The sequence below is a fragment of the Hydrogenophaga aquatica genome, from assembly GCF_054780915.1.
This window is the reverse complement of sequence record NZ_BAAGVK010000026.1, coordinates 40083-53502: the sequence shown is the minus strand read 5'-3', so window position 1 is coordinate 53502 and position 13420 is coordinate 40083. Positions and strand designations below refer to the sequence as shown.

Annotated in this window: 18 protein-coding genes, 1 tRNA gene and 1 pseudogene; 14 read left to right on the top strand and 6 right to left on the bottom strand. The window is 65.4% G+C overall.

Translation table 11 applies throughout. From position 1 onward, the window contains the following. From ACYVHH_RS17405 to ACYVHH_RS17340, 14 genes are all read left to right on the top strand, one after another. Positions 1-417: YdhT family protein (locus tag ACYVHH_RS17405; protein WP_460566550.1), on the top strand; the 417-nt coding region annotated here is incomplete at its 5' end. After that, on the top strand, positions 414-1658 hold the full coding sequence (locus ACYVHH_RS17400; RefSeq protein WP_460566548.1) for a DUF2800 domain-containing protein: 1245 nt from the start codon (positions 414-416) through the stop codon (positions 1656-1658). The genes ACYVHH_RS17405 and ACYVHH_RS17400, both read left to right, overlap by 4 nt. Continuing rightward, positions 1655-1831, top strand: coding sequence for a hypothetical protein (locus ACYVHH_RS17395; RefSeq protein ID WP_460566546.1), 177 nt, complete (start codon positions 1655-1657; stop codon positions 1829-1831). Before ACYVHH_RS17400 ends, ACYVHH_RS17395 begins: the two co-directional genes overlap by 4 nt. Positions 1832-1833: 2 nt before the next feature. Then, on the top strand, positions 1834-2382 hold the full coding sequence (locus ACYVHH_RS17390; RefSeq protein ID WP_460566544.1) for a DUF2815 family protein: 549 nt from the start codon (positions 1834-1836) through the stop codon (positions 2380-2382). A 139-nt stretch (positions 2383-2521) separates the two neighbouring features. Next, positions 2522-4687 carry a DNA polymerase family A protein gene (locus tag ACYVHH_RS17385; protein ID WP_460566542.1) on the top strand — a complete coding sequence of 722 codons (2166 nt, stop codon included), beginning with the start codon at positions 2522-2524 and terminating at the stop codon, positions 4685-4687. A gap of 91 nt (positions 4688-4778) precedes the next feature. Further along, entirely contained in the window at positions 4779-5042 is a 264-nt protein-coding gene (locus ACYVHH_RS17380; protein ID WP_460566540.1) for a PDDEXK family nuclease, read from the top strand. Further along, complete coding sequence (locus ACYVHH_RS17375) at positions 5039-5314, top strand: hypothetical protein (protein ID WP_460566538.1); 276 nt, start codon at positions 5039-5041, stop codon at positions 5312-5314. Before ACYVHH_RS17380 ends, ACYVHH_RS17375 begins: the two co-directional genes overlap by 4 nt. Beyond that, on the top strand, positions 5311-5751 hold the full coding sequence (locus ACYVHH_RS17370; protein ID WP_460566536.1) for a deoxycytidylate deaminase: 441 nt from the start codon (positions 5311-5313) through the stop codon (positions 5749-5751). The genes ACYVHH_RS17375 and ACYVHH_RS17370 overlap by 4 nt, the downstream gene beginning before the upstream one ends. Continuing rightward, a complete protein-coding gene (locus tag ACYVHH_RS17365; RefSeq protein ID WP_460566534.1) occupies positions 5748-6026 on the top strand; it encodes a hypothetical protein in 279 nt (92 codons plus the stop codon). The genes ACYVHH_RS17370 and ACYVHH_RS17365 overlap by 4 nt, the downstream gene beginning before the upstream one ends. Next, positions 6023-7417 carry an SNF2-related protein gene (locus tag ACYVHH_RS17360; RefSeq protein WP_460566532.1) on the top strand — a complete coding sequence of 465 codons (1395 nt, stop codon included), beginning with the start codon at positions 6023-6025 and terminating at the stop codon, positions 7415-7417. Before ACYVHH_RS17365 ends, ACYVHH_RS17360 begins: the two co-directional genes overlap by 4 nt. Further along, the gene (locus ACYVHH_RS17355) at positions 7414-7728 is read left to right on the top strand and encodes a hypothetical protein (RefSeq protein WP_460566530.1); all 315 of its coding nucleotides are present in this window, start codon (positions 7414-7416) and stop codon (positions 7726-7728) included. The genes ACYVHH_RS17360 and ACYVHH_RS17355 overlap by 4 nt, the downstream gene beginning before the upstream one ends. Continuing rightward, positions 7718-7909 (top strand): conjugal transfer protein TraR, encoded by a 192-nt coding sequence (locus ACYVHH_RS17350; protein ID WP_460566528.1) that lies wholly within the window; start codon positions 7718-7720, stop codon positions 7907-7909. The genes ACYVHH_RS17355 and ACYVHH_RS17350 overlap by 11 nt, the downstream gene beginning before the upstream one ends. Beyond that, complete coding sequence (locus tag ACYVHH_RS17345) at positions 7906-8142, top strand: DUF4224 domain-containing protein (RefSeq protein WP_460566527.1); 237 nt, start codon at positions 7906-7908, stop codon at positions 8140-8142. The genes ACYVHH_RS17350 and ACYVHH_RS17345 overlap by 4 nt, the downstream gene beginning before the upstream one ends. A gap of 6 nt (positions 8143-8148) precedes the next feature. Further along, positions 8149-9213 (top strand): tyrosine-type recombinase/integrase, encoded by a 1065-nt coding sequence (locus tag ACYVHH_RS17340; RefSeq protein ID WP_460566525.1) that lies wholly within the window; start codon positions 8149-8151, stop codon positions 9211-9213. A gap of 33 nt (positions 9214-9246) precedes the next feature. Here the strand turns inward: ACYVHH_RS17340 and ACYVHH_RS17335 are convergent. The 6 genes and pseudogenes from ACYVHH_RS17335 to ureC form a co-directional block, all read right to left on the bottom strand. After that, a tRNA-Ser gene (locus ACYVHH_RS17335) sits at positions 9247-9337 on the bottom strand. Positions 9338-9396: 59 nt separating this feature from the next. Then, complete coding sequence (locus ACYVHH_RS17330) at positions 9397-9621, bottom strand: hypothetical protein (RefSeq protein ID WP_460566523.1); 225 nt, start codon at positions 9619-9621, stop codon at positions 9397-9399. Between the two features lie 102 nt (positions 9622-9723). Continuing rightward, positions 9724-10386 carry an urease accessory protein UreG gene (ureG, locus tag ACYVHH_RS17325; RefSeq protein ID WP_460566521.1) on the bottom strand — a complete coding sequence of 221 codons (663 nt, stop codon included), beginning with the start codon at positions 10384-10386 and terminating at the stop codon, positions 9724-9726. Further along, positions 10383-11120 carry an urease accessory protein UreF gene (locus tag ACYVHH_RS17320; protein ID WP_460566519.1) on the bottom strand — a complete coding sequence of 246 codons (738 nt, stop codon included), beginning with the start codon at positions 11118-11120 and terminating at the stop codon, positions 10383-10385. Before ACYVHH_RS17320 ends, ureG begins: the two co-directional genes overlap by 4 nt. Continuing rightward, a pseudogene (ureE, locus tag ACYVHH_RS17315) lies at positions 11077-11601 on the bottom strand (urease accessory protein UreE); the annotation flags it as partial. The gene ACYVHH_RS17320 and the pseudogene ureE, both read right to left, overlap by 44 nt. Before the next feature lie 81 nt (positions 11602-11682). After that, positions 11683-13401 (bottom strand): urease subunit alpha, encoded by a 1719-nt coding sequence (ureC, locus tag ACYVHH_RS17310; protein ID WP_460566517.1) that lies wholly within the window; start codon positions 13399-13401, stop codon positions 11683-11685. Positions 13402-13420 lie beyond the last annotated feature (19 nt).

The window sequence follows — 13420 nt, the reverse complement described above, 5'->3', positions numbered from 1 at the left end:
ACGAACACGGGCTACCAGTCGGCGGCCACGAACACGGGCTACCAGTCGGCGGCCACGAACACGGGCTACCGCTCGGCGGCCACGAACACGGGCTACCAGTCGGCGGCCACGAACACGGGCAACCGCTCGGCGGCCACGAACACGGGCAACCGCTCGGCGGCCACGAACACGGGCTACCGCTCGGCGGCCGAGGTGAAGGGGGCCGAGTCCGTCGCGGCCTCGCTGGGTATCCAAGGCCGTGCCCGCGCAGCAGCCGGCGGCGCCATCGTCCTTTGCTACCGCGACGAGAACGACGGCCGCCTGATCCACATCCGCGCCAGCAAGGTGGGCGAGAACGGCATCAAGCCGGACACCTGGTACGCCCTCAACGCCCAAGGCGAATTTGTTGAACCCGAAACCGAGGAAGTATCCGAATGAGCGAACACGCCAAACTCTCCCCATCCAGCGCGCACCGCTGGCTGAACTGCCCCGGCAGCGTAGCCCTTGAGGCGACTTGCCCGGACGATTCCAGCGACTTCGCCGACGAGGGCACCGCAGCGCACGAACTGGCCGCCATGGCACTGGCGAACGGCAACGACGCCACCGCCTACCTGGGCCGCATCATCCAGGTGAATGGCAAGGGCTGGGAAGTCACCGACGACATGGCCGGCCACGTGCAGAAGTACCTCGACTACGTGCGCAGCATCGACGGCGAACTCATGGTCGAGCAGCGCTTGAGCATCGAAGCGATTACCAGCGAGGCCGGCGCCAAAGGCACGTCCGACGCCGTGATCCTGGCCGGCAACGAACTGGTCATCGTCGATTTGAAGTATGGCCGTGGCGTCAAGGTCGATGCCGAGAACAACGAGCAGTTGCAGATTTACGCCCTGGCAGCGCTCAACGAGTTCGAATTCCTCGGCGACTTCCATACCGCGCGCGTCGTCATCGTGCAGCCTCGCCTCGACCATATCAGCGAGTGGGTGCGCAACGTGCCGGACCTGCGCACGCTGTTCGCCGAGCACGTCAAGCGCGGCGCCGAGCGCTGCTTCGCGGCCATGCAGTACCACGGCAACTATCAGGAACTGCACGAGAAGTACCTCAACCCCGGCAACGATCAATGCCGCTTCTGCAAGGCCAAGGCGATCTGCCCGACGCTGACCGAGCACGTGCTCGCCACGGTGGCCGACGATTTCGTCGATACCACGCAGCCGGTGGCGCCGCAGATCGAGCACGCCGCCGAGCGCACCTTCGACAACGCCATCCTCGGCAACCTGCTGGGCGCCGTTGATCTGGTCGAGTCCTGGTGCAAGGCCATCCGCGCCAAGGCCGAGGCCGAACTGCTCGCCGGCCGCCCGGTGCCCGGCTTCAAGCTGGTGGAAGGACGACGCGGCGCTCGCCGCTGGGCCGACGACAAGGAAGTCGAAGCCACCATGAAGTCCATGCGCATGAAGCTGGAAGAAATGTACGACTTCTCGCTGATTTCGCCGACCACCGCCGAGAAGCTGCACAAGGCCGGGACCATCGGCCCGCGCCAGTGGCCGAAGTTGCAGGGCCTCATTACGCAGAGCGAAGGCAAGCCCAGCGTGGCGCCCGAGTCCGACAAGCGCCCGGCCCTCGTCATCCAGGCCACCGCCGACGAATTCGCCGACGTGTCCGAAGCCGTGGAGGACTTGGTGTGAAGAACCTGCCGCCTGCCAACGTGCTGCCCCGCGACGCCGCAAAGCTGCTGCAACAGGCGGCACAAACCCCCATCACGCGGGCCGACCCGCTCGCGCGTGTGAAAGCCATCGAGAAAGCCATCGAGCGGGTCAAGCGTGAGTACCCCCAATTTTTCCAGACCAAGGAGCTTTAACCATGAAACTGAAACTCAACAACGTGCGCCTCGCTTTCCCCGTGCTGTTCGAGGCCAAGACCGTCAATGGCGAAGGTAAGCCGGCGTTTTCCGCTTCCTTCCTGATGGACCCGGCCGACCCGCAAGTGAAGGCCCTCAACCAGGCCATCGAGCAAGTCGCCAAGGAAAAGTGGGGCGCCAAGGCCGACGCCATCCTCAAGCAGATGCGCGCCCAGGACAAGGTGGCCCTGCACGACGGCGACCTCAAGTCCAACTATGACGGCTTCCCCGGCAACCTCTATGTGTCCGCGCGCAGCACCACCCGGCCGCTGGTCATCGACAAGGACAAGAGCCCGCTCACCGAGCAGGACGGCAAGCCCTACGCCGGCTGCTACGTGAATGCCAGCGTCGAACTGTGGGCGCAGGACAACAACTACGGCAAGCGCATCAACGCCAGCCTGCGCGGTGTTCAGTTCTTCAAGGACGGCGACGCCTTCGCGGGTGGCGGTGCCGCGAGCGAGGACGAGTTCGACGACATCGCCGAAGGCGCTACCGCCGACGACCTCGTTTAACCACCCCAAGCCCCGGCCTTCGGGCCGGGCGCTTTGGTGAGGCGGCGCGCAGCCTGGGGATTGCCTAGGGCCTCTCCCCAGCCGTACAGACGGCACCGCACATGCCCGCCGCCTCACCAAAGCGAACACGGAAAAGAACATGACGACCCTCTGGCTTGACCTTGAAACCTATAGCGCGGTGCCCATCACCAACGGCACCCACGCCTACGCCGAAGGCGCGGAAATCATGCTTTTCGCCTACGCCCTCGACGACGGCCCGGTGAAAGTGTGGGACTGCACCGCCCGGCCCCTGATGCCCGACGACCTCGCCGACGCGCTCGACGACCCGGCCGTCATCCTCTACGCCCACAACTCCCACTTCGACCGCACGGTGCTTTGGCATTCCGGCTACCGCCTGCCGCGCGAGCGCTGGCGCGACACCATGGTCAAGGCCCTGGCCCACTCCCTGCCGGGCTCGCTGGGCGATCTGTGCGACATCCTCAAGGTGCCGACCGACAAGGCCAAGGACAAGGCCGGCCGCCAGTTGATTCAACTGTTCTGCAAGCCGCGCCCGGCCACCAGCAAGGTGCGCCGCGCCACGCGCGAAACGCACCCCGCCGAGTGGGCCAAGTTCGTGGAGTACGCCGGGCTCGACATCGAGGCCATGCGCGCCATCGACAAGAAGCTGCCGGCGTGGAATTACCAGGCCGGGGAACTCGCCTTGTGGCACCTCGACCAGGCGATCAACGACCGGGGCGTCATGGTCGACACCGACTTGGCGCACGCTGCCATCCGCGCCGTGGAACGCGCGCAGAAGGTACTCGCCGCGCGCACCAGTGACCTGACCCTGGGCGTGGTGCAGGCGGCCACCCAGCGCGATGCGCTGCTGCGCCACCTGGTCGCGGCCTACGGCATCGACCTGCCGGACATGCAGCAGAGCACGCTGGAACGGCGCATTGCCGACCCCGACCTGCCGGTCGAGTTGCGCGAACTGCTTGCCATCCGCTTGCAGGCCAGCACCACCAGCACCAGCAAGTACAAGACTCTCGCCAAGGCGGTGAGCAGCGACGGCCGGCTGCGCGGCACGCTGCAATTCAACGGCGCCAGCCGCACCGGCCGCTGGGCTGGCCGCCTGTTCCAGCCGCAAAACCTGCCGCGCCCGGTGCTCAAGCAGAAAGCCATTGACCAGGGCATCGAGGCCCTGAAAGCGAATTGCGAGGATCTGCTGTTCAGCAACGTCATGGAACTGACCAGCAGCGCAATCCGGGGCTGCATCGTCGCACCCCAGGGCAAGAAGCTGGTGGTCGCCGACCTCTCCAACATCGAAGGGCGCGTGCTCGCTTGGCTGGCCGGCGAGGAATGGAAGCTGCAAGCCTTCCGTGACTTCGATACCTGCAAGGGCCTGGACGGCAAGTGGCACACCGGCACGGCCCTGACCCATGCCGCGCTGACCGGCCGGCCCATCGCCCTGGAACTCGACGAGAAGGACGAGCCCATCCGCATGGGCCACGACCTCTACAAGCTGGCCTATGCCAAGTCGTTCAGCATCAAGCCCGAGGCCGTGACCAAGGACAACCGGCAGGTCGGCAAGGTGCAGGAACTCGCCCTCGGCTATGAAGGCGGCGTCGGTGCCTTCCTCACGTTCGCGGCCGCCTACAGCATCGACCTTGAAGCCATGGGCGAGCAGGCCATCGAATCTATCCCGCAGCCCATCCTCAACGAGGCCAACAGCGCGCTGGCCTGGACGAAGCTCAACAAGCGCCCGACCTTCGGCCTGTCCGACCGCGCCTGGCTGGTTTGCGATTCGTTCAAGCGGGCGTGGCGCTACGGCCACCCGGCCATCGCCTCATTCTGGAAAGAGTTGCAGGAAGCCGCCGTGCTTGCCGTGCAGCGGCCCGGCGTGACCTTCACCTGCCGCATGCTCAAGCTGCGCCGCGACGGCGCCTGGCTGCGTATCCGCCTGCCGTCCGGCCGGTTCCTTTGCTACCCGAGCCCTCAGGCGGATGAAACCGGGAAGCTCTCGTACATGGGCGTCAATCAGTACAGCCGCAAGTGGTCGCGCCTCAAGACCTACGGCGGCAAGTTGGCCGAGAACGTGACCCAGGCTGTAGCCCGTGACGTGCTCGCCGGGAACATGCCGGCCATCGAGTCGGCCGGCTACCAGATCGTCCTCTCGGTGCATGACGAAAACATCACCGAAGCCGACGACCGCGACGAATTCAACGCCGGCCACCTGGCCGGGCTGATGGCTACCACCCCCACCTGGGCCGAGGGCCTGCCGCTCGCAGCGGCCGGCTTTGAAGCCTATCGCTACCGCAAGGACTGACCCATGAAATTCATCCGGTTTTATCGCTTCTACCGTTCGCTGGGGCTCGACCACATGCCCAGCCTTCGCATGGCATGGCGGAGGGTTCGCCATGCGTGAGCGCGACGTCGAGCAATACCTGGTCGAGCAGGTCAAGGCCAAGGGCGGCGAAGTCCGCAAGGTGAAGTGGATCGGACGCAACGGCGCGCCCGACCGCATCGTCATGCTGCCCGACCGCACCATTTGGGTGGAACTCAAGGCACCCGGCGAGAAGTGCCGGCCACATCAAATCCGTGAGCACGAACGCATGCGCCGCATGGGCCAGCGCGTCGAGGTTGTCGATTCCTTCGAGGGTGTGGACGAGGTGCTGGCATGAAGATCGCTATTCCCGAAGCCGTCACCAATTCGCTGCGCTTCAAGGTCGGCGACTTGTACGCCGCTGGCGGCAACAGCAGCAACACCGCTTTCTGGCTGGTCGTCGCCATCACCGAACGCGGCGGCGCCCACCTGCTTGGCTTGAACGAAGCCGGCGAGATTGTCAGCACGGCCAGCTACAACGCCCACGCCATCGAGTCACGCCGCAAAGTCGGCCACTGCCCGCAAATCGCAGGCATGACGCTGCACGTTGAAACCGAGGTGCAAGCATGAGCAAGTGGGATCGTCGCATGTTGGGCCTGGTGAATCTGGTCGCCACGTGGAGCAAAGACCCGAGCACGGGCGTGGGCGCCGTGATCGTCGATGCCAAGAACCGGGTTGTCTCGCTGGGCTACAACGGATTCCCGCGCGCCGTGTGCGATTCCGACGAGGCCCTGTTCGACCGGGACGAGAAGCTGCGCCGCACCATCCACGCCGAGGAAAACGCCCTGCTGTTCGCCGGCCGCCCGGTGGAAGGCTGCACCCTCTACGTGACCCACCCGCCGTGCGCACGCTGCGCGGCCAAGCTGATACAGGCCGGCATTGCCCGCGTCGTCGCGCAGATGCCCGCCGAGGGCTTCGGCGAGCGCTGGGCCGACGACATGTGCAGCGCCTCGGCCATGTTCCTGGAAGCCGGCGTCGGCTTCGAATACGTGGAGGCCCGGCAATGAGCAACGTCGACCAATACCTTGACGCTGTGCTTCGCGCTGCCGGCTCGGGGTTGCGTTATTACTCGATGCAGAAAACGCTCGATGAAATGCGGGCCGCAATGGGTGCGGCCATGTGCGCCGCAGCGGAAGCCGAGCGGGAAGCCTGCGCAGCACTATGCGACAGCAAGGTGATGGCACTCGACCACGGCGGCAAAGAATACTACCGGCCGGCACCTGCCGACCGGTGCGCCGCAGCGATCCGGGCAAGAGGAAACAGCGCCGAGGGTTTGGTATGACCCGCCAGGCATTCACCCCCCGCGAGTACCAGCACGCGATCATCGACCACGTGCTGAACTTGCAGCGCGGCGCCGTATGGGCCGGCATGGGCATGGGCAAGTCCGTGTCCACGCTGACTGCGCTCGACATTCTGGAAATCACCGAGCCTGGCCCGGCCCTGGTGCTGGCCCCGCTGCGCGTGGCCGCGAGCACCTGGCCCGACGAGGCACGGAAGTGGGCGCACCTCACGAACGTGGAAGTGTCGGCCGTCGTCGGTACGCCCGAAGAACGGCGCGCTGCGCTCAAGCGGCCGGCCACGATATACACCACCAACTACGACAACCTGCCGTGGCTGGTCGAGCATTACGGCGACAAGTGGCCGTTCCACAAAGTGGTGGCCGACGAATCGACCAAGCTCAAGTCCTTCCGCCTGCAACAGGGCGGCAAGCGCGCGCACGCCCTGGGCCGCGTTGCCCATTGCAAGGTCGACCGCTTCATCGAACTGACCGGCACGCCCAGCCCGAACGGGTTGCAGGACTTGTGGGGGCAGGCGTGGTTCCTTGACAAGGGCGTTCGCCTGGGGCGCAGCTTCGAGGCTTTCAAGTCGCGGTGGTTCCAGTCCATCCAGGTGGGCAGTGACCGCCACGCTACGCGCCTCGACCCGCTGCCGTTCGCCCAGGAACAAATCGAGGACAGGATGCGCGACCTTTGCCTCTCGCTCGACGCCCGCGATTACTTCGACATTTCCCAGCCCATCGTCAACGTCATTCGCGTGGAGTTGCCGGCCAAGGCCCGGTGCCTCTACAAGGACATGGAGCGCGAGATGTTCCTCGCGCTGGAATGCGGCACCGAGGTGGAAGCCTTCAACGCGGCCAGCAAAACGATCAAGTGCCTGCAACTCGCCAACGGCGCAATCTACACCGACGACACGTGCAGCGCCTTTGCCGACATCCACGACGCGAAGCTGCAAGCGCTTGAGGACGTGATCGAGGAAGCGGCCGGCATGCCGGTGCTGGTGGCCTACCACTTCAAGAGTGACCTCGCCCGCCTGCAGCGTGCCTTCCCCAAAGGCCGCACGCTGGACAAAGACCCGCAAACCATCCGCGACTGGAACGCCGGGAAGATCCCGGTCTTGTTCGCCCACCCGGCCAGCGCCGGCCACGGCCTGAACTTGCAGGACGGCGGCAACATCCTGGCCTTCTTCGGCCACTGGTGGGACTTGGAGCAGTTCCAGCAAATCATCGAGCGCATCGGCCCCACGCGCCAGGCGCAAGCCGGGCACGACCGCCCGGTATTCATCCATCACATCGTCGCCGCCGACACCGTGGACGAGCTTGTGATAGCCCGCCGCGAATCGAAGCGCGAGGTGCAAGACCTACTACTTGAAGCCATGAAGAGGAAACAACGATGAGCGAAGAACGACCCGAATACCGCGTCGCGCCTGAATTCCTGCGCCGCGCCGCCGACATCATGACCGAGCGCGGCAAGCAATACGACAAGCCCGAGGGCGAGCGCAGCATGGGTAAATGCGTTGCCGCCTTCAACATCGTGACCGGCCACAACCTGACCGAGGCCGAGGGCTGGCTGCTGTTGCAGATTCTCAAGGACGTGCGCCAGTGGCAGCGCCCCGGATTCCACGAGGACAGCGCCGACGACTGCATCGCCTACGCCGCCCTCAAGGCCGAGGCCAAACAACGGGAGGTGGCTTGCAATGGCCGATGAAATCGACCTCGCCCAGGAGCGCGAACACATCGCCACCACCTCGGCCCTCAACCAGGTGCGCGAGCAGGCAGCCCGCATCGAGCCCGGCGTACCGGGCGACTGCGATCTGTGCGGCGAATGGTCCGCCCGACTGATTCGCGGGGCCTGCGCCCCGTGCCGTGACAGGTACAAGCTGCCATGAGTGAAACTGAATTTCTAACCGCCGACGAACTGGCCGAGGTGACAGGCTACAAGCACGTCGCCAGCCAGCGGGAGTGGCTGGACAAGAACGGGTGGCCCTACGTGGTGAATGCCTCGGGCCGCCCCATCGTGGGCCGCTGGGCTGCGCGCATGCGCCTGGCCGGCGTGCAGCCGACTGCCGCCGGCACCAGCATGCAACCCGCCGGCCGACCCAACTTTGCCGCTTTGGATTAAGCTGTCATGATGCGCCCGAAGTCAAACCACCGCGACTTGCCGCCCAGGATGCTGCGCCGCGTGCGCACGCTGAAAAGCGGCAAGGTTTGGGAATCCTTCTACTACAACGGCCGCGACGCCACCGGGCGCCGGGTCGAGATTCCGCTCGGGCACGATCTGAACGAGGCCAAGCGCAAGTGGGCCGAGTTGGAGTGCCGCGAGGCGCCAGCGGAAACCGGCTTGATGCGGTTCGTGTTCGACCGCTACGAGCGCGACATCATCCCGACCAAGGCGCCCAAGACGCAGAAGGACAACCTCGGGTGCCTCGCCATGCTGCGCAAGGTGTTCGACGCCGTGGGCATCGACACCATCACCCCGCAGCATATTGCACAGTACCGCGACAAGCGCGGCCTCAAGGCCCCGGTGCGGGCAAATCGTGAAATCGCGCTACTCTCCCACGTGTGGAACATGGCGCGCGAGTGGGGCTATACCGCCAAGGAAAACCCGGTCAAGGGCGTGCGCAAGAACAAGGAAAAGCCCCGCGACTTCTACGCCGACGACGCCGTGTGGTCCGCTGTGTATTCCGCCGCGTGCGTGGAGTTGCAGGACGCCATGGACCTGAACTATCTCACCGGCCAGCGCCCGGCCGACGTGCTCAAGATGCGCCTCGCCGACATCAAGGACGGCGCCATCGAGGTGCAGCAGAACAAGACCAAGAAGAAATTGCGCATCCTGCTGGACGACGGCGGCACCCGCACCGAGTTGGGCAAGGTCATTGACCGCATCAAGGCGCGCGAGCGCAAGGTGGCGAGCCTGTTCCTCATCGCCACACCCGCCGGCACCGCGCTGAATCAATGGACGCTGCGCACCAGGTTTGACGACGCGCGAGCCGATGCCGCCAAGAAGGCCGCCGAAGCCGGCGACGACCAACTGGCCGCCAGAATTCGCGCCTTCCAGTTCCGCGACATCCGGCCCAAGGCCGCGTCGGAAATGGACCTCGAACACGCCAGCAAGCTGCTGGGCCACACCGAGCAGGAGATAACCGAGAAGGTCTATCGTCGGGTGGGCGAAACCGTGAAGCCGACCAAATGAAAACGGCCCCATGCTCGGGGCCGTTTTCGCACCTGGCGGAAGCGGTGAGATTCGAACTCACGGAGGGGTATCAGCCCTCGGTGCTTTTCAAGAGCACTGCCTTAAACCACTCGACCACGCTTCCAATTCTGCCCGCCGCCCCGTGGGGGTTGCGGAAATGATTTCCGCAAGTTGCGGAAACGATCAAGAAAAACCCTTATAAATCAACGCGCTCGGAGGCGATGCAACTGCTTTCAAGACCAGTGCAATCGACCACTCTGCCACACCTCCATGTGTGTTTAAGCGGGTCAGCTGGAGATTGTAGCTCCTGCCGTAACCGCAAGACTTTGCAAATCTTTGCAAGAAAAAATCATCAAATAATGAAAATTTCTCTTTAAAAATCAATTGGTTGCGTTGGCGTTGCGTCAAATGCACTTCATTTCAAGACCGGTGCAATCGACCACTCTGCCACGCTTCCGTAGGGTCGTTGAAGGCAGCGATTGTACCCTCCGCCGGGCCAAGTCCGCCGCTTCAGGCGCTAGTGAGCATGCCGCGCATTTCGATGAAACGGATCACCTCGTCCAGCCCGGCCTGGGTCTTGAGGTTGGTCATGACCCAGGGGCGGCGCTCGGCGTCGGGGCGCATGCGCTCGGTGTCGGCCTTCATCACGTCCAGGTTGGCGCCCACCAGCGGGGCCAGGTCGGTCTTGTTGATGACGAAAAGGTCGCTTTTGGTGATGCCGGGGCCGCCCTTGCGAGGGATTTTTTCGCCAGCGGCCACGTCGATGACGTAGATGGTGAGGTCGGACAGTTCCGGGCTGAAGGTGGCGGCCAGGTTGTCGCCGCCGCTTTCCACGAACACGATGTCGGCGTTGGGGAACGCGCCCAGCATGCGGTCGATGGCTTCAAGGTTGATGGAGCAGTCCTCGCGGATGGCGGTGTGCGGGCAGCCGCCGGTTTCCACACCCATGATGCGCTCGGGCGGCAGCGCGCCGCTGATGGTGAGCAGACGCTGGTCTTCCTTGGTGTAGATGTCGTTGGTGATGGCGATAAGGTCGTACTTGTCGCGCATGGCTTTGCACAGCATTTCGAGCAGGGTCGTCTTGCCGGAGCCAACGGGGCCGCCTACGCCCACCCGCAGCGGGGGCAGGGTTTTGGTGCGGCCGGGAATGTGGTGCATGGCAGGTGCGTTCATGAGCGGAACAGGCGTGAGTACTGGGTTTCGTGGCGGGCCGACAGGATGGCCAGCATGGGGCTGAAGGCCTGGCGGTCGGCGTCGGGGGTTTGGAGTGCCGTTTGCACGGCAGCGGGAATGTGGGCGCACAGCTGCGCCAGGATGCGCTGGCCTGCGCTCTGGCCCAGGGGTACGGCCTTGATGGCGGCTTGCACCATGTTTTCGGCCCAGCCGAAGGCGCAGGCGAACAGGCCGTCGCGCACGGGGCTGTCGGGCGCGGTGTGGCAGGCCAGCGCCAGACCGAAGGCCACCGGGTAGGTGGGGGCGCGAAGGTCTGCAGGCAGGGCGGTCACGTCAAAGTCAGGCCGCTGCAGGGACTTCAGCCACTCCACCAGGGAGCGGCCCATCTGTTCGCTTTGCAGGCGCAGTTCGGCGGTTTCGCGGGTCTGGCGCACCCAGGCGTCCAGGGCCTGCAGGCGCGGCCAGTCTTTTTGCCGCCAGGCAGGCACGGCTTGGGCCAACACGGCCAGGTCGGCGCGGGCCAGGCTCAGTTGCAGCTGGTCGGCCAGCCAGCGGGCAGCGCTGGCTTCGTCCGTCACGCGGCCCGTGTCAATGGCGGCTTCCAGCCCTTCGGAATAGGAAAAGCCACCGATGGGTACCGCGGGCGATGCCAGCCACAGCAGGGGCAGCAGGCTGCCCGTTGCCGACTCAGTGTGCATGGCCGTGATCATGGTCGTGGCCGTGCGCGTGGTCATGGCCGCCATGACCATGGTGGTGCCCGCCGCTGGCGTAGGCGCCGGACTCGGGCTCGAACGGCTCGCGCGCCTCGGTCACGATCAGGTGCATCTGGCGCAGCATGTCGGCCAGCACGTGGTCGGGTTCGATCTTGAGGTGGTCGGGCTGCAGTTCGATGGGAACGTGGCGGTTGCCCAGGTGGTAGGCCGCGCGGATGAGGTCAAACGGCGTGCCGTGTTCACTGCAGTGGGTGATGCGCAGCACCGCCTGGGGCGCGGCCAGCACCTTGAGCAGCGAGCCGTCGTGTGTGACGAGCACGTCGCCACCGCGCACCACGGTGCCGCGCGGCAGGAACACGCCCACGCGGCGGCCCTGGGAGTCTTCGGCATCGAAGCGGCTTTTCTGGCGCAGGTCCCAGTCGAGCGTGAGCGTGGCGGCGCGGTCCAGCACCGGACGAGCCAGGCCCTGGCCTTGGGGGATGCAACGGGTGGCGTGGAGCATTTCAGCCTCCGCAGAGCCGCCTCAAGGAGGCTGAGGCCCCCTCGGGGGGCAGCGAACAGAGTGAGCGTGGGGGCATGATTCTCAGAAGAGGAAGTAGCGTTGCGCCATGGGCAGCACACGCGCGGGCTCGCACACCAGCAACTGGCCGTCGGCCCGCACGGCGTAGGTTTGAGCGTCAATCTCCATCTTGGGCACGTAGCTGTTGTGCACCATGCTGGCCTTGGTGACGTTGCGGCAGTTTTGCACCGCCACCGTGGTCTTTTGCAGGCCGTAGCGTTGCGCCACCCCGGCAGCCTGCGCTGCTTGCGACACAAAGCTCAGGCTGCCTTTGGCCAGCGCGCCGCCCAGGGCACCAAACTGCGGGCGGTAGTGCACCGGCTGCGGCGTGGGGATGGAAGCGTTCGGGTCGCCCATGGCGGCCAGCGCGATGCTGCCGCCCTTGAGCACCAGTGCCGGTTTCACACCAAAGAAGGCTGGCTTCCAGATCACCAGATCGGCCCACTTGCCCACTTCCAGCGAGCCCACGATGTGCGAGATGCCATGCGCGATGGCCGGGTTGATCGTGTACTTGGCGACGTAGCGCTTGACGCGGAAGTTGTCGCTGCGGCTGCTGTCTTCGGGCAACGAGCCGCGCTGGGCCTTCATCTTGTCGGCCGTCTGCCAGGTGCGGATGATCACCTCGCCCACGCGCCCCATGGCCTGGCTGTCGCTGCTCATGATGCTGATGGCACCCAGGTCGTGCAGGATGTCTTCGGCGGCAATGGTTTCGCGGCGGATGCGGCTTTCGGCAAAGGCCAGGTCCTCGGGAATGCCTGCGTCCAGGTGGTGGCAGACCATCAGCATGTCCACGTGCTCGTCAAGCGTGTTGACGGTGTAGGGCATGGTGGGGTTGGTGGACGAGGGCAGGAAGTTCGCTTCACCCACCACGCGGATGATGTCGGGCGCGTGGCCGCCGCCCGCGCCTTCGGTGTGGAAGGCACACAGCGTGCGGCCCTTGGTGGCGGCGATGGTGTCCTCCACGAAGCCCGATTCGTTCAGCGTGTCGGAATGGATGGCGACCTGGGTGTCGGTCTCTTCGGCCACGTCCAGGCAGTTGCTGATGGCGCTGGGCGTCGTGCCCCAGTCTTCGTGCAGCTTCAGACCGATCACGCCCGCGTCGATCTGCTCGCGCAGCGGCGCGGGCTGGCTGGCGTTGCCCTTGCCCAGGAAGCCGATGTTCATGGGCAGGCCGTCTGCCGCCTGCAGCATGCGTTCGATGTGCCAGGGGCCGGGCGTGCAGGTGGTGGCAAAGGTGCCGGTGGCGGGGCCCGTGCCGCCGCCGAGCATGGTGGTCACGCCCGACGCCAGGGCCTCGTCCACCTGCTGCGGGCAGATGAAGTGGATGTGGCTGTCGATGCCGCCAGCGGTGACGATGTGGCCTTCGCAGCTGATGATCTCGGTGCCCGCGCCGATGACGATGTCCACGCCGGGTTGCGTATCCGGGTTGCCCGCTTTGCCGATGGCCACGATGCGTCCGTCCTTCAGGCCGATGTCGGCCTTGACGATGCCCCAGTGGTCGATGATGAGCGCGTTGGTCAGCACGGTGTCCACGGCGCCTTCGGCACGCGTTCTTTGCGATTGCGCCATGCCGTCTCGGATGGTCTTGCCGCCGCCGAACTTGACCTCTTCGCCGTAGCCGCCAGAGGCCAGGGTGTAGTCCTTTTCCACCTCGATGACCAAGCCGGTGTCGGCCAAGCGCAGGCGGTCGCCCACGGTGGGGCCGAACATGTCGGCGTAGGCGCTGCGGGAAATGCTTGCCATGAAGGAGCGTCCTTGTGAA

Coding starts and splice junctions, on each gene's coding strand:
- ACYVHH_RS17350 (WP_460566528.1), top strand. CDS start 7,718: ATGGCCGATGAAATCGACCTCGCCCAGGAGCGCGAACACATCGCCACC.
- ACYVHH_RS17390 (WP_460566544.1), top strand. CDS start 1,834: ATGAAACTGAAACTCAACAACGTGCGCCTCGCTTTCCCCGTGCTGTTC.
- ACYVHH_RS17320 (WP_460566519.1), bottom strand. CDS start 11,120: ATGACCACGCGCACGGCCACGACCATGATCACGGCCATGCACACTGAG.
- ACYVHH_RS17380 (WP_460566540.1), top strand. CDS start 4,779: ATGCGTGAGCGCGACGTCGAGCAATACCTGGTCGAGCAGGTCAAGGCC.
- ureG (WP_460566521.1), bottom strand. CDS start 10,386: ATGAACGCACCTGCCATGCACCACATTCCCGGCCGCACCAAAACCCTG.
- ACYVHH_RS17370 (WP_460566536.1), top strand. CDS start 5,311: ATGAGCAAGTGGGATCGTCGCATGTTGGGCCTGGTGAATCTGGTCGCC.
- ACYVHH_RS17340 (WP_460566525.1), top strand. CDS start 8,149: ATGATGCGCCCGAAGTCAAACCACCGCGACTTGCCGCCCAGGATGCTG.
- ACYVHH_RS17385 (WP_460566542.1), top strand. CDS start 2,522: ATGACGACCCTCTGGCTTGACCTTGAAACCTATAGCGCGGTGCCCATC.
- ureC (WP_460566517.1), bottom strand. CDS start 13,401: ATGGCAAGCATTTCCCGCAGCGCCTACGCCGACATGTTCGGCCCCACC.
- ACYVHH_RS17375 (WP_460566538.1), top strand. CDS start 5,039: ATGAAGATCGCTATTCCCGAAGCCGTCACCAATTCGCTGCGCTTCAAG.
- ACYVHH_RS17400 (WP_460566548.1), top strand. CDS start 414: ATGAGCGAACACGCCAAACTCTCCCCATCCAGCGCGCACCGCTGGCTG.
- ACYVHH_RS17365 (WP_460566534.1), top strand. CDS start 5,748: ATGAGCAACGTCGACCAATACCTTGACGCTGTGCTTCGCGCTGCCGGC.
- ACYVHH_RS17345 (WP_460566527.1), top strand. CDS start 7,906: ATGAGTGAAACTGAATTTCTAACCGCCGACGAACTGGCCGAGGTGACA.
- ACYVHH_RS17355 (WP_460566530.1), top strand. CDS start 7,414: ATGAGCGAAGAACGACCCGAATACCGCGTCGCGCCTGAATTCCTGCGC.
- ACYVHH_RS17360 (WP_460566532.1), top strand. CDS start 6,023: ATGACCCGCCAGGCATTCACCCCCCGCGAGTACCAGCACGCGATCATC.